This window comes from Saccharothrix sp. NRRL B-16348 (assembly GCF_001280085.1).
Taxonomy (GTDB): domain Bacteria; phylum Actinomycetota; class Actinomycetes; order Mycobacteriales; family Pseudonocardiaceae; genus Actinosynnema.
Window position 1 is genome coordinate 61,427 of sequence record NZ_LGED01000219.1, and the last position, 20,372, is coordinate 81,798.

At 71.6% G+C, this 20,372-nt stretch carries 16 protein-coding genes; 11 read left to right on the forward strand and 5 right to left on the reverse strand.

Annotation, left to right across the window (positions count from 1 at the left end):
* Positions 1-111 precede the first annotated feature (111 nt).
* On the forward strand, positions 112-1,359 hold the full coding sequence (locus tag ADK67_RS30635) for a phytase (protein WP_082404056.1): 1,248 nt from the start codon (positions 112-114) through the stop codon (positions 1,357-1,359).
* A 114-nt stretch (positions 1,360-1,473) separates the two neighbouring features.
* On the opposite strand, the gene ADK67_RS30640 is transcribed toward ADK67_RS30635, so the two are convergent.
* A complete protein-coding gene (locus ADK67_RS30640; protein WP_053720019.1) occupies positions 1,474-2,292 on the reverse strand; it encodes a mechanosensitive ion channel family protein in 819 nt (272 codons plus the stop codon).
* 212 nt (positions 2,293-2,504) lie between these two features.
* Positions 2,505-4,016, reverse strand: coding sequence for an alpha/beta fold hydrolase (locus tag ADK67_RS30645; RefSeq protein WP_082404058.1), 1,512 nt, complete (start codon positions 4,014-4,016; stop codon positions 2,505-2,507).
* Between the two features lie 116 nt (positions 4,017-4,132).
* On the opposite strand from ADK67_RS30645, the gene ADK67_RS30650 reads away from it, so the two are divergent.
* The 6 genes from ADK67_RS30650 (at position 4,133) to ADK67_RS30675 (ending at position 10,406) form a co-directional block, all read left to right on the forward strand.
* Complete coding sequence (locus ADK67_RS30650; protein ID WP_053720021.1) at positions 4,133-5,308, forward strand: PucR family transcriptional regulator; 1,176 nt, start codon at positions 4,133-4,135, stop codon at positions 5,306-5,308.
* Between the two features lie 172 nt (positions 5,309-5,480).
* Positions 5,481-6,431, forward strand: a complete 951-nt coding sequence (locus tag ADK67_RS30655) for an ACP S-malonyltransferase (protein ID WP_053720022.1) — start codon at positions 5,481-5,483, stop codon at positions 6,429-6,431.
* A gap of 11 nt (positions 6,432-6,442) precedes the next feature.
* Positions 6,443-7,405 (forward strand): beta-ketoacyl-ACP synthase III, encoded by a 963-nt coding sequence (locus ADK67_RS30660; protein ID WP_053720063.1) that lies wholly within the window; start codon positions 6,443-6,445, stop codon positions 7,403-7,405.
* A gap of 64 nt (positions 7,406-7,469) precedes the next feature.
* Positions 7,470-7,709 carry an acyl carrier protein gene (locus ADK67_RS30665; RefSeq protein WP_053720023.1) on the forward strand — a complete coding sequence of 80 codons (240 nt, stop codon included), beginning with the start codon at positions 7,470-7,472 and terminating at the stop codon, positions 7,707-7,709.
* Complete coding sequence (locus tag ADK67_RS30670) at positions 7,706-8,941, forward strand: beta-ketoacyl-[acyl-carrier-protein] synthase family protein (protein ID WP_053720024.1); 1,236 nt, start codon at positions 7,706-7,708, stop codon at positions 8,939-8,941. Before ADK67_RS30665 ends, ADK67_RS30670 begins: the two co-directional genes overlap by 4 nt.
* Positions 8,942-8,978: 37 nt before the next feature.
* Entirely contained in the window at positions 8,979-10,406 is a 1,428-nt protein-coding gene (locus ADK67_RS30675; protein ID WP_053720025.1) for an acyl-CoA carboxylase subunit beta, read from the forward strand.
* Between the two features lie 164 nt (positions 10,407-10,570).
* Here ADK67_RS30675 and ADK67_RS30680 read toward each other — a convergent pair whose 3' ends face one another.
* Positions 10,571-11,149 carry a hypothetical protein gene (locus tag ADK67_RS30680; RefSeq protein WP_053720026.1) on the reverse strand — a complete coding sequence of 193 codons (579 nt, stop codon included), beginning with the start codon at positions 11,147-11,149 and terminating at the stop codon, positions 10,571-10,573.
* A 499-nt stretch (positions 11,150-11,648) separates the two neighbouring features.
* On the opposite strand from ADK67_RS30680, the gene lanKC reads away from it, so the two are divergent.
* The 4 genes from lanKC (at position 11,649) to ADK67_RS30695 (ending at position 17,855) form a co-directional block, all read left to right on the forward strand.
* The gene (gene lanKC / locus ADK67_RS30685; protein ID WP_053720027.1) at positions 11,649-14,183 is read left to right on the forward strand and encodes a class III lanthionine synthetase LanKC; all 2,535 of its coding nucleotides are present in this window, start codon (positions 11,649-11,651) and stop codon (positions 14,181-14,183) included.
* A 41-nt stretch (positions 14,184-14,224) separates the two neighbouring features.
* Positions 14,225-14,389, forward strand: coding sequence for a SapB/AmfS family lanthipeptide (locus ADK67_RS51375; RefSeq protein ID WP_123743503.1), 165 nt, complete (start codon positions 14,225-14,227; stop codon positions 14,387-14,389).
* A 146-nt stretch (positions 14,390-14,535) separates the two neighbouring features.
* Complete coding sequence (locus ADK67_RS30690; protein WP_053720028.1) at positions 14,536-16,128, forward strand: ABC transporter ATP-binding protein; 1,593 nt, start codon at positions 14,536-14,538, stop codon at positions 16,126-16,128.
* Positions 16,128-17,855, forward strand: a complete 1,728-nt coding sequence (locus ADK67_RS30695) for an ABC transporter ATP-binding protein (RefSeq protein ID WP_053720029.1) — start codon at positions 16,128-16,130, stop codon at positions 17,853-17,855. The genes ADK67_RS30690 and ADK67_RS30695 overlap by 1 nt, the downstream gene beginning before the upstream one ends.
* 215 nt (positions 17,856-18,070) lie before the next feature.
* Here ADK67_RS30695 and ADK67_RS30700 read toward each other — a convergent pair whose 3' ends face one another.
* The gene (locus ADK67_RS30700) at positions 18,071-18,574 is read right to left on the reverse strand and encodes a DUF3145 domain-containing protein (RefSeq protein WP_123743506.1); all 504 of its coding nucleotides are present in this window, start codon (positions 18,572-18,574) and stop codon (positions 18,071-18,073) included.
* Positions 18,575-18,830: 256 nt separating this feature from the next.
* Complete coding sequence (locus ADK67_RS30705; protein WP_053720064.1) at positions 18,831-20,288, reverse strand: S8 family peptidase; 1,458 nt, start codon at positions 20,286-20,288, stop codon at positions 18,831-18,833.
* Between the last annotated feature and the right edge of the window lie 84 nt (positions 20,289-20,372).

The window sequence follows — 20,372 nt, forward strand, 5'->3', positions numbered from 1 at the left end:
AAACTGTTCCTGGGGTGATCGACGGCACAGTGCGCAAGATCCGAGAACGCACCCACTCGTGGCCACCTCGACTTCAGCCCCGGTACACCGGCGGCCAGTAGCTTCCGCCGAATGCGAATCCTGCTCATGGCCGCGGTGGTGCCGCTGCTCATCGCCTCCTCACCCGGGCCGGACGTGGTCGTGCCGGTCACCCAGACCCGCGCGTTCGTCGACGACGCGTCCGGGCAGCCGGCCGACGCCGACGCCGACGACCCGGCGATCTGGGTGCACCCCCGCTCGGCGGGGCGCAGCGTCGTGCTCGGCACGCTGAAGGAGGGCGGGCTGGCCGCGTTCGACCTGGCCGGCCGGACCCTGGGCACCTACCCGGCGCCGCTGCCGCCGACGCCGGACGCCAAGCCGGGCCGGTACAACAACGTCGACGTGCTCAGCGGGGTGCCGGTCGACGGGCGGGCGCGGAACCTCGCGTTCGTCAGCGACCGCGGCCGGGACCGGATCCGGGTCTACGAGATCGACGGTCGCGGCGCGGCGGCGGGTGCGGCGGTCGTGCGGGACGTGACCGATCCGGGCGCGCGGCCGGTGTTCTCCTCGTCGGAGGAGGAAGTGGACGACCAGCACACCGCCTACGGCCTGGCGACCGGGTTCGTCGGCCGCACGCCGGTGGTCGTGACGAACCGGCGCAACGAGACCAGGGTCGCCCTGCTGCGCGTGACGGCGGGCCCGGTCGGCTCGGTCGGCACCGCGGTGGTGTCCACGCTGGACCTGCCGTCGTCGTTCCCGCTGCCCGACGGCACGACCTGGAGGCCGTGCGGCGAGCCCGGTGAAGGGCCCCAGCTGGAGGGCATGGTGGTCGACTCCGAGCACGGCGTGCTGTACGCGGCGCAGGAGGACGTCGGCATCTGGCGCGTGCCGCTGCGGGCGACCGGGTTCGGCACGCCCGTGCTGATCGACAAGGTTCGCTCGTTCGGGGTACCGCAGACCTACGACCCGGAGACCGAGGAGTGCTCGGTGTCGGGCGCGGACCCCGGTTTCGGTGGCAGGCACCTGGCCGCCGACGCCGAGGGGCTGACCGTCGGCGACGACTACCTGATCGCGTCCAGCCAGGGCGACTCGCGGTTCGTGGCCTACGAGCGGGACGGCCGCAACTCCTACGTCGGCGACTTCGTGGTCGGCGCGGGTCGGGGCAACGACTCGGTCGAGCACTCCGACGGAGCGCACCTGGTGACCGCCGACCTCGGCCCGGACTACCCGGAGGGCCTGCTCGTCGTGCACGACGGCGAGCGCACCCCGGCCGCGGGCGACCTGGCGACCACCGGCTTCGCGTACGTGAGCTGGGAGGACGTGCTGGACGAGCTGGACTGACCCCGGACGCCGACAGGCCCCCGCCCGCGTTGCCGGGTGGGGGCCTGTCGGCGTGGTGCGATGTGTGTCGTCGTGGGGTCAACGCTTGGACGTGCGCGCGTGCCAGGGCGGGGGTCAACGCCCTTCGGGGCGTGGCGGCAGCTGCATGCCCGCGGGCGGGGTCGGCGGGTCGGTCTGCGCCGGCCTGGCCGGGCGGGCGGCGGCCGTCACGGGCTCCTGCGCGCGGCCCGTCACGGCGTCGTCCGAGCGGCGCGGCGCGGGCGCGATGTTCGCCGACTCCTCCTGGATGCGGTTGAGCCAGCCCTCCCAGCGCTGCTGCATCGGGCGGATCAGGCCGCCGCCGACGCCGATCACGATCACGCCGGCGACCGTGGCCAGCACCGTGATCAGGACCGGCATGGTGACCGCGACGGCGATGCCGAGCTGGTTGAGCGCGGCGATGACGCCGAGCGCGACGATGAAGCCGTACGTGATGTTGCCCAGGATCCTCGTGTACGGGCGGTTGCCCAGCGCGCCGGTCACCAGGCCCTTCAGCGCCTTGCCGATCGCGGCGGCGACGAGCACCAGGACGATGGCCACGATGATGCGCGGCAGGTACGCGATGACGTCGTTGAGCAGGGCGCTCACCGCGTTGCCGGTGCCGAACACGCCGAACGCGAGCTGGAGGGCGATCAGCAGCACGAAGTAGTAGACCAGCTTCACGATCAGGCCGGAGGCGTCGATCGGGGACCTCGACATCGCGCCGCCCAGGCCGGAGCGCTCGACCAGCCGGTCGAAGCCGACCCGCTTGAGCAGGAACCCGACGGCCTTGGCCAGCGCCTTGGCGATCAGCCAACCGATGAACAGCACGACTAGGAAGCCGAGGAGTTTCGGCACGAACGTGGCCACCATCGTCCACGCCTGCCCGAGTCCTTCGGTGATCTGGGTACCCACGACGACCCTCCTTCGCATTTCGCTTGTGGTGGAGATCGTTTCTCAGTGCGCATCACCCGGCAACCTGAAGTGGTGGCACGAAAGGGTGACTGACGTGGCGGTTCTCGCGTCGGCAGTCCAGAGTGGAATCACCGGTGGGGACCGGGGAGAGGGAAACGCCCGGCGCGGAGGTTTTCGCGCCGGGCGTTTTCGCGTGGGTGGCCGATCGCGGTTCAGAACAGGGCGGACAGGCCCCGGCCGGCCAGGTAGGCCCGCACGTGCTGCGCCGAGGTCGCCTGGTTCACGTCCGGCCTCGGGTCGCCGGGGCAGTTCGAGCTGCTGGGTGGCAGCACGCCGTCGATAAAATACCGGTTGACGAGCCGGTCCACGCACGGGTTTCCGCTGCCGTAGAGGCCGTGCTTGCCCTCGTCCTGCACGGTGACCAGGTTGTGCCCGAGCCGTTCCGCCAGGGCCGGTCCGCTTTCGTACTGGGTCTGGGTGTCGCCCTCCGCCTGCACGATCACGCCCACGGGGTAGCCGTCCCGCTTGAGCGCCACGGCCGGTTCCGGCGGCGTGAAGCTGCGGAACGCGCACGTCGTCGGCGCCGCGCGCAGGACGCCGAAGCCGTACGGGTAGCGGTCGCGGAAGATCCTCATGTCCTCGTAGTACGTCTCGAGTTCGGTCGGCCAGTCGACCTCGCACGTGACCGTGTGGAACACGCCGGAGACCAGCTCTTCACGCGCCTCGCCGGCCATCAGCACGCCCGACTCGGACGGCGAGCCCGCCTTCAGCTCGGCCACCAGCACCGCGAGTTCAGACCACAGTGGACGGTAGCGCGCGCCGACGCCGACGGCGGCGTCGAAGCGGGTCCGGTCCTGCTCGCCGACCGGCTGCTGCGCGAGGGCGGTCGCGACCACCTCGACGGTGGCCACCACCTCTTCGGGCGTCGCGCCGAGGGCGAACCGGTCGTGGTGCTCGGCGACCCAGGCCGCCCACGCGTCGACGTTGCGCCGGTACGCCACCGCCTGCGCCCGGAACTGCTCGCGCCAGATCCACTCCGGGTGCACGGCCGAGTCGAGCACGCTGCGGTCCAGGCGGGTCGGGAACAGGCTGCCGTACACCGCGCCCAGGTAGGTGCCGTAGGAGTAGCCCAGGTAGTTGATCTTCTCCTCGTGCAGCACGGCCCGCACCACGTCGAGGTCCCGCGCGGTGTTGGCGGTGTTGACGAACGGCCGGATGCCGCCGGCGGAGCGGTGGCACGCGTCCTCGGCCGCCTGCGCCTCGGCCGCCCACTTCGGGAACTCCGAATCAGCCGGTCGGGTGTCGATCGTGGCCAGTTCCGGGACCGTGCGGCAGTTCAGCGCGGTCGACCCGCCGACGCCGCGCGGGTCGAACCCGATCAGGTCGTACACCTTCGCCAGCTCGCTGCCGGACAGGAACGACGGCATGCCGAGCCCCGAGCCGCCCGGACCGCCCGGGTTGAGCACCAGGACGCCGCGCCTGCGGTCGGGGTCCGTGGCCTTCCGGCGGCTGATGACCAGCGATATCCGGTCGGCGTCCGGCCGGGTGTAGTCCAGCGGCAGCACCAGTTCGGCGCACTCCAGCAGCTGCTTGCACGGCGACCAGGCGAGCTGCTGCGTGTGGAACTCGGCGAGCGGATCGCTGCGCGCCGCTCCGAACGACGGCACGACCGCCGTCGCGAGCACGGCGGCGACCACCAGGCCGACTGACATGTACCTGCGCACGAAACCCTCCCAGGCGAGCCGGTCAGAATGCCACCGACGGTAAGGGGATCGGCGCGGAGCGTCAGGGCGAGTCACTCGTTGGTGGAGCGCCTGCACCCCCGTGCGATCGTGGGGGTGTGACCAGCTCAACCGCGTTGTCGCGGGCCACCTTGCGAACCCTGCGCCGGGCGTCGGGCGACCTCGCCGCGGCGAGCGTGGCCGAGATGGAGGAGCGCCTGCCGTGGTTCCGGCGGATGCCCGCCGACCAGCGCGCCGGGGTGCTGCTGCTGATCCAGAACGGGGTCGCCGGGTTCGTGTCCTGGCTGCACGACCCGCAGCAGGCGATCCGGCTGACCGCCGAGGCGTTCCGCTCCGCGCCCAAGGACATCTCGCGGTGGGTGAGCCTGCGGCAGACCGTCGAGCTGGTGCGGATCGCGTTGGAGCTGTTCGAGGAACTGCTGCCCAAGCTGGCCGAGAACGAGGCCGAGCGCGCGCTGCTGACCGAAGGCGTGCTGCGGTACGGGCGGGAGATCGCGTTCTCCGCGGCCACGTCGTACGCGGCGGCGGCCGAGGCGCGCGGCGCGTGGGACGCCCGGCTGGAGGCGCTGGTCGTGGACGGCATCGTGCGTGGCGACGCGGAGGAGTCGTTGCTGTCGCGGGCCACCGCGCTCGGCTGGGACCCGGCCGCCGAGGCGACCGTGCTGGTGGGCAACCCGCCGTCGGACGACCCGCCGGCGGTGGTGTTCGAGGTGCGCAGCCGCGCGGCCAGGGTCGGCCGGCCGGTGCTGCTGAGCGTGCAGGGCTCGCGGCTGGTCGTGGTGCTCGGCGGCGAGACGGAGCGTAGCGAGTCGCTGGTCCGGATGTCGGAGGCGTTCGGGCCCGGCCCGGTGGTGGCGGGTCCGACGGTGACGAGCCTGGCCGACGCCCACCGCAGCGCCAGTGACGCGCTGTCCGGGCTGCGGGCCGTGGTGGGGTGGCCCGCCGCGCCGCGGCCGGTGCGGTCGCTCGACCTGCTGCCGGAGCGGGCGCTGGCGGGCGACCCGGAGGCCGAGTGGCAGCTGGTCGACCGGGTGGCCCGGCCGCTGGAGGAGGCGAGCGGCTCGCTGCTGAAGACCGTGGACGCCTTCCTGGAGGTCGGCGGCGTGCTGGAGGCGTGCGCGCGGAAGCTGTTCGTGCACCCGAACACGGTCCGCTACCGGCTCAAGCGGGCCACCGAGTTGACGGGGCGCAACGCCAACGATCCCCGTGACGCTCTGGTGCTGCGCGTGGCACTCTCCGTGGGGCGACTGGCCCGCGCCCGCGGCTTGTGGTGACCCGACCGGACGACCACCGTCCGAGTGTGACGGACGACGCATGCCCGATTGGGCCGGGATCGACAACACGCGACGTCGTTCTACGTTCATCTCCGAGTCACATTTGTAGAGACCCTACAAGCCAGCGTCCCGGGTTTCGTCCGTGGCGGCATCACCGGAAACGACCCCGAGCGTGTTCAGTGAGCGGGTGATCGCGCTCCTCGCCCCCGGACAGGGGTCCCAGACACCCGGCATGCTCACCCCCTGGCTCGAGGTCGAGGGGGCGGCCGAGCGCGTCGCCGCGTGGTCCGAGGCGACCGGTCTCGACCTGGCCAGGCTGGGCACCACGGCGGACGCGGACGAGATCAAGGACACCGCCGTCACCCAGCCGCTGGTGGTCGCGCTCGCCCTGCTGGCCTACGAGGAGCTGCGCCGCCGGGTCGAACTGCCCGCCGACACGGTCGTCGGGGGCCACTCGGTCGGCGAGCTGGCCGCCGCCGCCATCGCGGGCGTGCTGAGCACCGACGACGCCGTGGCGCTCGCCGCCGTGCGCGGCGCCGAGATGGCCGCCGCCTGCGCGTTGGAGCCGACCGGCATGGCCGCGGTGCTCGGCGGCGAGGAGGACGAGGTGCTGGCCCGGCTGGAGGAACTCGGCCTGGTCGGCGCGAACCGCAACGGCGCGGGCCAGATCGTGGCCGCGGGCCCGGTGGACGCGCTGGCCGCGCTCGTCGAGCAGCCGCCCGGCCGGGCGAAGATCCGCACGCTGAAGGTCGCGGGCGCGTTCCACACCCGGTTCATGGCGCCCGCCGAGGAGGCGTTGCGCGCCCGTGCCGCCGGGATCGTGGTCAAGGACGCCACGCTGCCGCTGCTGTCCAACGCCGACGGCGCGGTGGTGTCCGACGGCGACGAGGTCCTGAGCCGACTGATCTCCCAGGTGACCCGCCCCGTGCGGTGGGACGCCTGCCAGGCAACCCTGGCCGGGCACGGCGTGACCGCGGTGGTCGAACTGCCGCCCGCGGGCGCGCTGACCGGCTTGGCCAAGCGCGAACTGAAGGGCACACCCACCTTGGGCCTCAAGACCCCCGACCAGCTCGACCAGGTCGTCGAGATGATCACGGCGACGCCGTCGGAGGTGGCCGAGTGACCACCTTCTCGATGCCGACCTCCCAGGTCGGCACCCGCATCCTCGGCCTGGGCAGCTACCAGCCGGAGACGATCGTCAGCAACCACGACCTGAGCCTGCGCATGGACACCTCGGACGAGTGGATCCGCGACCGGGTGGGCATCGCCAACCGCCGCGTGGCCAAGCCGGACGAGCTGCTCGTGGACATGGCGATCGGGGCGGGCGTCAAGGCCGTGGCCGACGCCGGGCTGACGCCGTCCGACATCGGCGCGGTCATCGTGGCCACCTGCACCATGCCGTCCCAGATCCCCAACGCGGCGGCGCAGGTCGCCGACCGGATCGGGATCAAGGGCGCGCCAGCGTTCGACATGAACGCCGCGTGCGCCGGCTTCTGCTACGCCCTGGGCACCGCCTCGGACCTCGTCCGGGCGGGCACGGCGAAGCACGTGCTGGTCATCGGCGCGGAGAAGCTGACCGACTGGGTCGACCCCGGCGACCGGTCCACCGCGATCATCTTCGCCGACGGCGCGGGCGCGGTGGTCGTGGGACCGTCCGACGAGCCGGCCATCGGCCCGGTGTCGTGGGGCAGCGCGGGCGACCTGGTCGACATGATCAGCATCAAGGACCGGGCGTCGTTCATCTTCCAGGAGGGCCAGTCGGTCTTCCGCTGGGCGACCACGCAGATCGCGCCGATCGCGCTCAAGGCGGTCGAGCTGGCCGGCCTCGAGGTGTCCGATGTGGACGTCTTCGTGCCGCACCAGGCGAACCTGCGCATCGTCGAGGCCATCGCGAAGCGCTTGCGCGCCAAGGGTGCGCGTGAAGACCTCGTGATCGCTCGTGACATCGTGGACTCCGGCAACACCTCGTCCGCTTCGATCCCCCTCGCGCTGGACCACATGCGCGCGGCGGGAGAGGTGCGCAGCGGTGACGTGGCGCTGCTCGTCGGCTTCGGAGCCGGCCTGTCCTACGCGGGACAGGTCGTCCGGCTGCCGTGACCGCAATCAGAGACTCCGGTGGGACCAACCAGCCGGCGAAGCAAGAAGAAGGAAGGGATTTTCAGTGAGCAACGAGGACATCCAGAAGGGGCTCGCCGAGATCGTCGAGGAGGTCGCCGGTGTCGAGGCGGCCGACGTGACGGCTGACAAGTCCTTTGTGGACGACCTGGACATCGACTCGCTGTCCATGGTGGAGATCGCCGTGCAGGCCGAGGACAAGTTCGGCGTGAAGATCCCGGACGACGAGCTGGCCAACCTCAAGACCGTGGGCGATGCGGTCAACTACATCGCCAGCAACGCATGACCAGTAGCAACGACGTCGTCGTCACCGGGCTGGGTGCCACCACCCCGCTCGGTGGCGATGTCGCCTCCACCTGGGATGCGCTCCTGGCCGGCCGCAGCGGTGTGAAGCCGCTGGTCGGCGGCTTCGCGGAGCGGTTCGAGCTGCCCGTGCGGATCGCCGCGCAGCTCGCGGTCGAGCCGACCGAGGTGCTGCCGCGCGTCGAGGCGCGCCGGCTTGACCGCTGCGAGCAGGTCGCGGTGGTCGCCGCCCGCCAGGCGTGGGCGGACTCGGGGCTCGGCGAGGACGACGTCGACCTGGAGCGGCTCGGTGTCGTGATCGGCACCGGCATCGGCGGCGCGATGACGCTGCTGGACCAGGACGACCTGATCGAGGCGTCCGGCCTGCGGAAGGTCTCGCCGCTGACCGTGCCGATGCTCATGCCCAACGGCCCGGCCGCGCACGTCGGCCTCGACCTGAAGGCACGCGCGGGCGTGCACGCGCCGGTGTCGGCCTGCGCGTCCGGCGCCGAGGCGCTGGCCTGGGCGTGGCGGATGCTGAAGACCGGCGAGGCGGACGTGGTCGTGGCCGGTGGCGCGGAAGCGTGCATCACCACCATCACCATGGCGGGCTTCATCCAGGCCCGGACCATGAGCACCCGCAACGACGACCCGGAACGCGCGTCGCGCCCGTTCGACGTCAACCGGGACGGGTTCGTGCTCGGCGAGGGCGCCGGGATCATGGTGCTGGAGCGCGAGGACTTCGCCCGCGCCCGCGGCGCCCGGATCTACGGCAAGCTCGCGGGCATCGGCACCACGTCCGACGGCTACCACATCACCGCGGCCGACCCGGAGGGCATCGGCCAGTCCCGGGCCATCACGAAGGCGCTGCGCACCGCGGGCGTCGACCCGGCCGACGTGGGCCACGTCAACTGCCACGCGACGTCCACCCCGGTGGGCGACGTGATCGAGCCGCAGGCCGTGCGCCGCGCGATCGGCGACCACCCGGTGCTGACCGCGCCCAAGGGCAACCACGGCCACCTGCTCGGCGCGTCGGGCGCGGTGGAGGCGATCACCACGCTGCTGTCGGTCCGCGACGGCATCGTGCCGCCGACGTTGAACCTGGACGACCAGGACCCGAGGGTGCAGCTGGAGGTCGTCACGGGTGAGCCGCGCAAGATCGAGCTGACCGCCGCCGTGAACAACTCGTTCGGGTTCGGCGGGCACAACGTCTCGCTCGTCTTCACCCAGGCCTGACCGTTCCGGGCCAGACCGTTCCACGAGGAGCTCCGCGATGACTGCCCTTGCGTCCCGGCCGGTGAACCCGGCCGCGGACGGCGAAACCGACCCGCGAGACCCGGAGGTCCGGCTCGCGCAACTGCTCGACCCGGGGTCCGTCGCGCCGCTGCGGCCCCGTGACGGCAGCGGCATGTTCGCCGTGCGCGGCCGGATCAACGGCGCGAAGGTCGTCGCGTACTGCAGCGACGCCACGCGGATGGGTGGCGCGCTCGGTGCCGAGGGGTGCAGGCACATCGTGGAGGCGATCGACGTCGCGGTGCGCGAGCGCACACCGGTCATCGGCGTCTGGCACTCCGGCGGCGCGCGGCTGCCGGAGGGCGTCGAGTCGTTGGACGGCATGGGCCAGATGTTCGCCGCGATGATCCGGGCGTCCGGCCGGGTGCCGCAGATCTCCGTGGTGGTCGGGCCGGCGGCGGGCGGCGGCGCGTACGGCCCGGCGCTGACCGACGTGGTGATCATGGCTCCGGCCGGCAAGGTCTTCGTGACCGGGCCGGACGTGGTCCGGTCGGTGACCGGCGAGCAGATCGACATGGACGGTCTCGGCGGCGCGGAGGCGCACGGGCGCAAGTCCGGTGTCGTGCACGTGATCGCGGACGGCGAGCCGGACGCGTACGAGCGGGCGCGGCGGATCACCGGGCTGTTCGCCCAGCCCGGCGTGTTCGACCTGCACTCGGTGCCGGACGGCGACGACCTGCGGGCGTTGCTGCCGGAGCAGCCGCAGCGGGCCTACGACGTCAAGCCGCTCGTGCGGGCGATCCTGGACGACGGGTCGTTCGAGGAGCTGCAGGCCAAGTGGGCGCCGAACGTCGTGGTCGGCCTCGGTCGGCTCGGCGGGCGCACGGTCGGCGTGATCGCGAACAACCCGATCCGCAAGGGCGGGTGCCTGGACTCGTTGTCGGCGGAGAAGGCGGCGCGGTTCGTGCGGATGTGCGACGCGTTCGGCGTGCCGCTGCTGGTGCTGGTCGACGTGCCGGGGTACCTGCCCGGTGTCGGCCAGGAGTGGGACGGCGTGGTGCGGCGCGGCGCGAAGCTGCTGCACGCGTTCGGTGAGGCCGTCGTGCCGCGGGTGACGTTGGTGACGCGCAAGTCGTACGGCGGCGCGTACATCGCGATGAACTCGCGGTCGCTGGGTGCGACGGCGGTGTTCGCGTGGCCGATCGCCGAGGTGGCCGTGATGGGCGCCAAGGCCGCGGTCGGCATCCTGCACCGCAAGAAGCTGGCCGCCGTGCCGGACGAGGAGCGGGAGGCGTTGCACGCCCAGCTCGTCGAGGAGCACGAGCGGATCGCGGGCGGCGTGGAGCGGGCGATCGCGATCGGCGTGGTGGACGAGGTCGTCGAGCCGACCAAGACGCGGCGGAAGCTGGCGCAGGCCCTCGCGGCGGCGCCGGCGGGCCGGGGCGCGCACGGCAACATCCCGTTGTAGGGGGGCCGGCGTTCGGTGGGGTCGCCGCAGTCGGGGGGCGACCCCACTGCCGTGTGCTGAGCGTTGAACTCAGGGGTCCTGAACGTAGGACTCACGGACGCGAACGTAGGACACGCGCGTTCTGAAGGTAGGACACGCGTGGGCTGAGTGTTCGACACGCGGGGTCAGCAGGCGGTGAACTGGGAGGTCGAGCCCTCGGTGCCCAGGTCGACGCGGAGCGTGCCCCGTTCCGCCTGCAACGGGTAGACCACGCGCCAGTGGATGCAGTCGGCCTGGAGCTCGGCCGGCGCCTTGACGACGTCCTGGGTGCTGGTGAACGTCATCAGCACCCGCAGCCTCGTCTGCGAGACCGACTCGATCCGGTGCACCAGGATCGACCCGTCCCGCGAGCTCTCGTAGTCCGACTGCCACCGCGACTTCGGCGTCTGGCCGACCCGGTGCGCGGTCACCGTCTTGGCCCACTGCTCGTAGTCGTGGGCGTTGATCGCGTCGAAGAGCTGCTGGAGCACCTCGCGCACGCGCTGGCCGTCCGGGTGCTGCGCCGCGTCGACGCTCAGCTGGACCGCACCGCTGCCCGGCTGCGCGCTGCGGGGCACCGAACTCGACGGCCCCGAACCGGGCGCCGCCACCTGGCCGCCCTGGGACACCGCGGGCCGCTGGTAGGCCTCGCGCGCCAGCACGCCGACGCCCGCCGTCGTGGCGGCGATCACGAGCACGGCGGGCAGCAGCAGGCGTGCGGACACCCCTGGAGCGTGCCACAGCGCCCGTACGTGGGGGTAACCACCCGGACGGCCCAGCAGTTGACCCGCACAATGCGGTTTGAACGTCCCGATATCAGTACCCACAATGACCCTCGCAGGGCTGGACCGCACTTTCCCGCAATATAGGGTCGCCACCGTCCCGAATATTGGGCGCAGCACACCCGACCGGCTCTTGCGGCACGGTCCGTAACCGATCCCGCAATTCAGCGGAAAAGTCTCGTACCAGCAGGTGAGCGCCCGTCAACGCGAAGAACGATCGCGTTTCGTTTAGCCTCCTCCGGTAGCCGCTGTCCGCACGGCGGTGAAGCTAAACATGGCGTTCGAGTGACTTTGAAGTGCCTATACCCACTTGCAGTGCGGATCCGAGGAACGCTCACCCGCCCGAATGGACGTCAACACCCCCCGAAATGGTGGATTGGCTTCTACACCGTTGACGTGCGGGAATAACTCGGTCGCACACATCGCAAGGAGGCGAAAACCCGTGGATCTCCGCTATGAGGCCTACTGCTTCGCGGACCGTCTGTTCTACGACGTGCAAAACCACGCGGAAACCTCCGAAGACGATTTCTCGAAGGTGCTCCCCACGTTGCCGGAAGGCTGGTCGCAGGGCGATCGCAACATCTGGCGGCACACCTACCCGCAGGGCGTGCCCCTGCCGAAGCAGGGCTGGAAGATCCACGTTTCGGCGACCGTGCTGAACGCGGGCGAGGTGCTGCTGAAGTCCTACGAGTACCTGGTCGCCCGCCGGATCCCGTTCAAGTACCTGCGCACCCGGTCCATCGTGCTGGCCCGCAACTCGAAGTACGCGCCCCGTGAGGGCAGCGGCAAGCTCATCACCATCTACCCGGCCGACGAATCCGAGCTGGAGTCGACGCTCCTCGAGTTGTCCGAAATCCTCAAGGGTCAGTCGGGCGCCTACATCCTGAGCGACCTCCGCTACGGCGCCGGCCCGTTGTTCGTCCGCTACGGCGGATTCGTCGAGCAGTGGCTGGAGAAGGACGGCAAGCGCGTGCTGGCCATCGAGGGCCCGGACGGCGCGCTCGTGCCCGACCAGCGCAAGCCGACTTTCTGGACGCCGGAGTGGGTGAAGATCCCGGCGTGCCTGGAGGAGCACCTGGCCGTGCGCCGGGCGGGCAGCGCGGACGAGTTCCCCTACCGGGTGCTCCGCTCGCTGCACTTCTCCAACGGCGGCGGCGTGTACGAGGCGGTCCGCAAGTCCGACGACCGGCAGGTGGTGCTCAAGGAGGCCAGACCGCACTCGGGCCTGGACCGGCTGAACGTCGACGCGGTCACCCGGTTGCACCGCGAGCACGAGATGCTGGAGGTGGTCGCGGGCGTCCCGGGCGTGCCAGAGGTGTTCGAGCGCTTCAGCGCGTGGGAGCACGAGTTCATGGCCATGTCCCGAGTGCCCGGCCGCCCGCTCGGCCAGTGGCTCGGCCAGCACTACCCGCTCACCCACCACGAGATCTCCGACGAGGCGGTCGCCGCCTACACCGAGCGCGCGCTGAAGCTCATCGCCGACGTCGAGCGGATCATCGGCGACGTGCACGCCCGCGGCCTGGTGTTCTGCGACCTCCACCCGCTCAACATCCTGGTGGACGACGACGACTCGATCTCGCTGATCGACTTCGAGTTGGCGTTCCGCGTCGAGGAGGACAACAAGCCCACGCTCGGCTCGCCGGGCTTCCAGGCGCCGCCGGACCGCAGCGGCTTCGAGATCGACGAGCACGCCCTCGCCGCACTGCGCCTGTACCTGTTCCTGCCGCTCATCACCATTCTCGAACTCGCGCCGGTGAAGCTGCGGTCCCACGTCGACTTCATCCAGCGCCGGTTCGGCCTGTCCGACGAGTACTGCGCGAAGATCCTCGCCGGCTTGGAGCGCCGCGTCGACCCACCGACCGAGTCGCCCACGACCGTGCTGGACGCGCCGGAGCCGGAGCTGCCGGTGGTGCTCAAGATGGTCGCGACGGCAATCCTGGCCAGCGCCACCCCGCAGCGCGACGACCGGCTGTTCCCCGGTGACGTGGAGCAGTTCGAGACCGGCGGCGCGACCTTCGGTTACGGTGCGGCGGGCGTGCTGCACGCGCTGGACGTCGCGGGTCAGGGCCGGTTCCCCGACCACGAGCGGTGGCTGCTGGAGGCCGTGCGCCGCGACCCGCCGAAGGAGCCCGGCTTCTTCAGCGGCGCCCACGGCATCGCGTACGTGCTGGAGAACTTCGGCCACCACGACCTCGCGGGCGAACTGGTCCGCTCCTACGCCACGATGGTGCCCGACACCGAGGACCACGGCCTCGGCTCCGGCCTCGCGGGCATCGCGCTCAACCTGCTGCACTTCGCCGGCACGCGCGACGACGAGACCTACGCCGAGCAGGCGGTGGTGCTGGGCGAGCGCCTGGACACCGAACTGGCGAACGTCGAGCCGCCCGGCGACAAGGCCCGCGCGGGCCTGGAGCACGGATGGTCCGGTCCCGCGCTGCTGTTCCTGCGCCTGTTCGAGCGCACCGGCGACCGGCGCTGGCTGGACGCGGGCGTCAGGGCGCTGGAGCGCGACCTGGCCGAGACGATGATCGCGCTGGACGGCTCGACGCAGGTCCGGGACGGCACCGCCCGCACCCTGCCCTACGTCGGCACCGGCAGCGCGGGCATCGCACTGGTGCTCAACGAGTTCCGCCTGGTCGAACCGGACCTGCCGGTGCTGGACAAGCTGCCGGAGCTGCTCGGCGCCACGACCGGCGAGTTCGTCATCCAGCCCGCGCTGATGCTGGGCCGGGCCGGTCTGCTGGCCACCCTCGTGCACACCGGTGGACCTCGGCACGCGATCGACCGGCACCTGACCTCGCTCGCCTGGCACGCCATCCCCTACCAGAGCGGACTGGCGTTCCCCGGCATCCAGCTGCGCCGGTTGTCGATGGACCTGAACACCGGTGGGGCGGGCGTCCTCATGGCGCTCGGCGCCCTCGCGAACGGCACCCCGGTGCTGCCGTTCCTCACAGCCCCGACCCTCGCGGGTCGGTAGCAGTACCCCGATTCATTCCCCCCGAATAAGGAGTTACCACCATGGACTTCATCCTCGACCTGCAGGACATGGAGACCCCCGAGGCCGCTTCCAACGCGATGGCGTCGGGCGGCAGCAGCAGCGGTGGCGGCGGCAGCACGTCCGCCTCGGGCCTGTCCCTGCTGGGCTGTGGCGCCCACTCCACCGTGAGCCTCGTGATCTGCTAGTTCGACTCGCAGCTCAGCTGCATCCCGGATGAGCGGCGCAGTCGAAGTGCGCCGCTCACCCGGTCATCGGGGGTTCGACGGCATGCCGTCGAACCCCCGACACATGATGCGCCCGACCGCGGCAATCGTCATAGGAGTCCCAAAGCATGGTGCTCTCTTCTGTCGTGCGGCGAGATCCCCGTTGGCTGCTGCTGGCGCTGAACGCGCTGCCGGCCACGACCGCCGGACTCCTCCTGCCCACCGCGCTGGCCTCGGCGGTGGACATGGCGCTGGCCGGGCGGCTGGACCGCGGCACGGTGTTGTGGCTGGTGGGGCTCGCGGGCGTGGAGATCCTCGGTGACGCGATCGGCGTGGTGCTGGCGGCGGCGATCACCGCGAGCGGCGCGGCGTGGCTGCGGCGCCGGCTGACCGCCCACCTGGTGGCCTTGGGTCACCCGGCGCGGTTCGAGCCGGGTGACGCGGTGAGCAGGCTGACCGGTGACAGCGCGATCGCGGGCGGCGTCTCGGTGCTGGCGGTGAACCTGGGCATCTCGGTCGTCACCGCGGCCGGCGCGATCACCGCGTTGGCGCTGCTGGACTGGCGGCTCGCCCTGGTGTTCCTGCTGAGCGTGCCGCTGGCCGCGTTGCTGGTGCGCTCGCACCTGCGGCTCACCGCCGCCGACGTGGCCACGTACCAAGAGGTGTCCGGCGAGCTGTCCGCACGACTGGTGGACGCCGTCGGCGGCCTGCGCACGATCGCCGCCTCCGGCCGCGCCGACCAAGAGGCCGAACGCGTCCTGCGCCCCCTCCCCCGCCTGACGGCCGCCGGCGTCGGCATGTGGAGCACGCAGGCGCGGATGATCTGGCGGGCCGGCCTCCTCCTGCCCGCCGTGGAACTGGCCGTGCTGACCGCCGCCGGGTTCGGCGTGGTCGCGGGCCGGTTGAGCGTCGGTGACGTGCTGGCCACCCTCGGGTACGTGGCGCTCGGGATGACAGTGGTCGGCCAGGCCACCCTGTTGACGGCCTTCCAGCGCGCACGGGCGTCCGCGCAACGGCTGGACGAAGTGCTGTCGACACCCGTGCCCGCCGAGAACCCGCCGGGCGGCGCGGCGGCCGGCGAACTGGTGCTGACCGGTGTGAACGTGTCCGGCGCCCTGCACGACGTCGACCTGACCGTGCCCCCCGGGACGTTCGTGGCCGTGGTCGGCCGGTCCGGGTCGGGCAAGTCGGCGCTCGCGTCGGTGATCGGCGGGCTGACCCAGCCGTCCACCGGACAGGTGCGGCGCGGCGGGTCCGTCGGCTACGCGTTCGAGCGCCCCTCCCTCATCGGCACGACGGTCGGCGACACGGTCCGCTACGGCACGTCCCGCGATCAGGACGAGGTGGAAGCCGCCTGCCGTGCCGCGCAGGTGCACGACGTGGTGGTGCGGCTGCCCGAGGGCTACGACACCCCGATGTCGGCGGCACCGATGTCCGGTGGTGAGGCGCAGCGGCTCGGCTTGGCGCGCGCGTTCGTGCGCGACCCGGCGGTGCTGGTGTTGGACGACGCCACGGCGAGCCTCGACATGGTGACGGAGTCCACTGTGGACCGTGCGGTCGAGTCGGCGTTGCCCGGCCGGACGCGGGTCGTGGTGACGCACCGCGCGGCCACCGCGCGGAGGGCGGACGTCGTGGTGTGGCTGGACGAGGGCCGGGTGCGCGCGGTGGGGCCGCACGCCGAGCTGTGGGACGACGACGAGTACCGGGCGGTGTTCGGCTGATGACGTACCTGCGGGCCTTGCGCGACCAGCGGCGCGGCATCGTCGTGCTGCTCGGCTGGTCGGTGTTGGAAGGAGTGCCCGCGCTGCTGTCCGGCCGGTTGGTCGGGTTGGCGGTGGACCGGGGCTTCGCGGCCGGCCGGCCCTGGGTCGGCGTCGGGTGGCTGCTGCTGTTCGCCGCGGTCGCCGTGCTCGGCGGGTTCGGGCTGCGGCAGGTGTTCATGCGGCTCGGTGCGGTCGTCGAGCCGTTGCGGGACGCGCTGGTGCGCCAGGTCGTGCGCGGTGTGCTGCACGGTGGTTCGCAGACCCGTCAGCCGGACGCGAGCGCGGTCGCCCGGATCACCCGGCACGTCGAGGTGGTGCGCGACGCCACCGCCGGTGTGCTGGTGCAGGCGCGGGCGCTGCTCGTGACCACGGCGGCGGCGCTGGTCGGGTTGGCGGTGACGGTGTCGTCGTTGGCGTGGCTGGTGATCCTGCCGGTGGTGGCGGCGCTCGTGCTGTTCGGTCTGCTGCTGCCGTCGTTGGCACGTGGCCAGCGGCGGCTGGTGCTGGCCGACGAGCAGTCGGCGGCGGTGGCCGGCACGGTGTTCCTCGGCATGCGGGACGTGGTGGCCGTCGGTGGTTCGGAACAGGCCCTGCACGACGTGATGGAGCAGGTGGACCGGCAAGCCTCGGCGACCGTGCGGATGGCGTACGCCACCGCGTTGCGCGGTGTGGTGATCGCGCTGGGCGGCTTCGCGCCACTCGTGCTGCTGCTGCTCGTGGCGCCGGGGATGGTGCGGGCCGGCACGTTGACGGTCGGCGAGATCCTCGGTGCCGTGGTGTACCTGAGCACCAGCGTCCAGCCCGCGCTGCGTCGCTTGGCGGACACGACGAGCACCATCGTGCTCCGACTGGTCGTGGCGTTGCGCCGACTGGCAGAGGCCGCACCCCCGATCACAGAGCCGGCCGGCAACGCCAAACCCACCGGCCACGAAGTAGAGCTGCGCGGCGTGACGTTCGGCTGGAGCCCCACCGCCGAACCAGTCGTGCGCTCCCTCGACCTCGTCCTGCCGGAGGGCTCCCACCTGGCCGTCATCGGCCCGAGCGGCATCGGCAAGTCCACCTTGGCCGGCCTGGTCACGGGCCTCGTCGAACCCCAAGAAGGCACGGTCCTCTTCGGCGGCACCCCAGTCCGCTCCGTCACCCCGGAACTGCGCCACGAACGCATCGCCCTGGTCCCCCAGGAGACCTACCTCTTCACCGGCACCGTCCGCGAGAACCTGGCCTTGCTCACACCGTCGGCGTCCGACGCGGAGCTGCTGCGCGCGGTGGAGGCCGTCGGCGCGTCACAACTGGTGACGCGCTTGGGCGGCCTGTCGGGCACGGTGGGCCACGCGGGCGGAGGCCTGTCGGGCGGCGAAGCACAACTCCTGGCCGCCGCGAGGGTCTACGCGTCACCGGCGGACGTGGTGATCCTCGACGAGGCGGCATCAGCCCTGGACCCGTCAGCAGAAGCCCTGGTGGAACAGGCATTCGCAGCCCGAGGCGGCACCCTGATCGTGATCGCCCACCGACTCTCGTCGGCACTACGCGCAGACCTGGTCCTCCTGATGGACGGCGGCCCACCCCTCTTGGGCAGCCACCACGACCTACTGGCCACCTCCCCCCTCTACCGGGACCTGATGGCCGCCTGGCAACCAACCCCAACACCAAACATCCGCACAACGGACCCGGAACCAGCCCACTAGGCCTGACTGACCCAACAGCACCACAACGGACCCGCAACCGCCCCGCCGAGGCCCGATTTGACATGGGTTCGGGTGCTTTAGGCTGGTCGAAGCCGGGCAGGCTTGGCGGACGCTCTTCCCGCCAGGCCTGCCCGGCTTTGGCCTTCCCGCCAGGCCTGCCCGGCTTTGGCCTGCCTGGAGTGCCCGTAAGGGCCCCATGTCAAATCGAGCCGGACTCAACCAACCCGGTGCAACCACGTCACCGGCGCACCATCGCCCGCCCGCCGGAACGGTTCCAGGGCGTCATCCCAAGCCGCGCCCAAGATCTCATCCACCCCGTGCGCGAACGACTCACCGCCTCTACTACGCGCAGCCAGTGCTCGAAGTTGGTCCTCTGAAACAACTATGTCGCCGTTCGCGCTCGTACGCGCGTGCCACAACCCCAACACGGGCGCGAAGCAGTACCTCACGCCATCCACACCTGGACTCGGGTCTTCCGTCACCTCGAACCTGAGCATCGGCCACGCCCTGAGCGCGGACACGAGTCGGGCACCGGTGCCGGCGTCGCCGGTCCAGTTGCATTCGGCGCGCAACTGACCAGGCGCCGCGGGTTGCGCCGCCCACTTGAGGTCCGCTCGCTCACCGAGGGTGCCCGAGATCGCCCACTCGACGTGCGGACAGACCGCAGACGGCGACGAGTGGACGTAGACCACGCCACTGCTGCTGCCACGGGTGCTCACAGCTGACCTCCGCTACTCGACGAGGGACGTCTTCCCCTACGACCTCTCGAGGATGCGGACGATCTTGCGAATTCCCGACTTGGTCATTCTGCCCGCTGCGGCAGCAGTCCGCCATAAGAACCATCGCGTTCCTCACCCAGGCGGGTCAGATACAGGACTTTCGACCCCAAAATCGGCGACCTCGCGGCCCGGACCGGGCCGCGAGGTCACTTTCCGGGATCACCCGGGCACGTTCACGTGATCTGGAGGAGGCCGATCACAGGGCCCCGACCGCCGCCACCACGTCGACCAACCCCGTCCCCTTGTCATGGCTGGTCGTGTACGGCCCGACAACCTGATACCCGGCCCCCGCCCCGTACTTGTACGCCGTCGCCTTCAACGCCGCCTCGATCTGCCCGGCCGTGGCGTCCGGCCTGGCCTGGAACAACTGCGCCACGATGCCGGTGATGTGCGGCGCGGCCATGGACGTGCCGCTGATCGTGTTGAACGTCCCGAGGTCGAGCAGCCCCGGCCCGTTCTGCGGCTGCAACCCGGTCGCGCAGATCACCAGGTACGGACGGCACGCCGACGTGATGTCCTCACCGGGCGCGGAGATGTCCGGCCACGTCGACGGGTCCGTCACCAGCCCGCGCGACGAGTACTCCGACACCGCTCCGTCACGCGTCCCGGTGCCCAGGTCGTGGTACGACGCCACCGACAGCACGCCGGGCGTCGGGTCCTGGCCGGGCGGGTTGGACAGGTTCGCGCTCCCATCCCCGCCGTCGTTGCCGTTCGCCCACACCGTCACGACGCCCTCGGCCGCCAACGCCCGCTGCAGCTTGACCGTCGTGGAGTTCGGGTCGAACGCGCCACCGCCGGACGGCCCGTACGAGTTGTTGACCGCCTTGATCGGCGGGCACACCGACGCCGGGACGCCCGCGCCGCACGGCGCGCGGTGGTTCTCCAGCACCCAGTTCAGCGCCGCGTCGGCGCCGATGATGAACAGCACCGCGCCGGTGGAGATCACCACCGCCTTCGCGCCCGGCGCCGCGCCGCGGACCACCGTGCCGTCGCTCAACGTCGTGTCACCGCCGACGGCGATGCCCGTGACGTGGGTGCCGTGCCCGCCGACCGACAGCAGGTCGGTGTCGACCGACGTCGGCACGTCCAGGATGCAGCCGGTCCCCGCGCTCGCCTCGTCCAGGCAGACGCTCTTCAGGCTGCGCACGACCTTGGTCTGGCCGTTCGCCTGCCGGAACGCCGGGTGCGTCGGGTCGACGCCCGAGTCGATCACCGCGACCGTGACGCCGCTGCCGTCCAACGCCAGCCCGTTCGCGCCGGTCAGGGTCTGCCGCGCCGCCAACCCGCGGGTCGCCGTGTGCGACGTCGACCCGGTGAACTCGATCGGCCGGTTCGCCTCGACGTAGGTCACCCCCGCCGCCGACCGCGCCGCCGTGATCTGCGCGGCCGTGCCGCGTGCCGCGACCACGCCGATCCGGTCGAAGCTGGTGATCCGGCTGAGCCCGGCGTCCCGCACCGCCCGTTCGGCGGCACCGACGTCGGCGCCGTGGACGAACACCGTCCCGGCCTGACCACCAGACAGTTGACCACCGGACCCGGACAGTTGACTGGCGAGCAACGCGGACACGGGGGCGAGCAGACCGGCCGAGGCGGACGGAACGACCACCGTCGACAGTGCCAGCGTGCCCGCCGCGAGCAGGGCGGCTTTGCGCATCACGGACAAACCTCCAATGCAGGGTTGAGCAACCCACTAACGAGGCAGACACGTTCAGGTGATGGTTGTCACGCAACGTCATCT

Excerpts from the sequence above, each read along its gene's own strand:
- ADK67_RS30705 (WP_053720064.1), bottom strand. The coding sequence starts at position 20,288 with ATGCGCAAAGCCGCCCTGCTCGCGGCGGGCACGCTGGCACTGTCGACG.
- ADK67_RS30670 (WP_053720024.1), top strand. The coding sequence starts at position 7,706 with ATGACCAGTAGCAACGACGTCGTCGTCACCGGGCTGGGTGCCACCACC.
- ADK67_RS51375 (WP_123743503.1), top strand. The coding sequence starts at position 14,225 with ATGGACTTCATCCTCGACCTGCAGGACATGGAGACCCCCGAGGCCGCT.
- ADK67_RS30690 (WP_053720028.1), top strand. The coding sequence starts at position 14,536 with ATGGTGCTCTCTTCTGTCGTGCGGCGAGATCCCCGTTGGCTGCTGCTG.
- ADK67_RS30675 (WP_053720025.1), top strand. The coding sequence starts at position 8,979 with ATGACTGCCCTTGCGTCCCGGCCGGTGAACCCGGCCGCGGACGGCGAA.
- ADK67_RS30695 (WP_053720029.1), top strand. The coding sequence starts at position 16,128 with ATGACGTACCTGCGGGCCTTGCGCGACCAGCGGCGCGGCATCGTCGTG.
- ADK67_RS30635 (WP_082404056.1), top strand. The coding sequence starts at position 112 with ATGCGAATCCTGCTCATGGCCGCGGTGGTGCCGCTGCTCATCGCCTCC.
- ADK67_RS30660 (WP_053720063.1), top strand. The coding sequence starts at position 6,443 with ATGCCGACCTCCCAGGTCGGCACCCGCATCCTCGGCCTGGGCAGCTAC.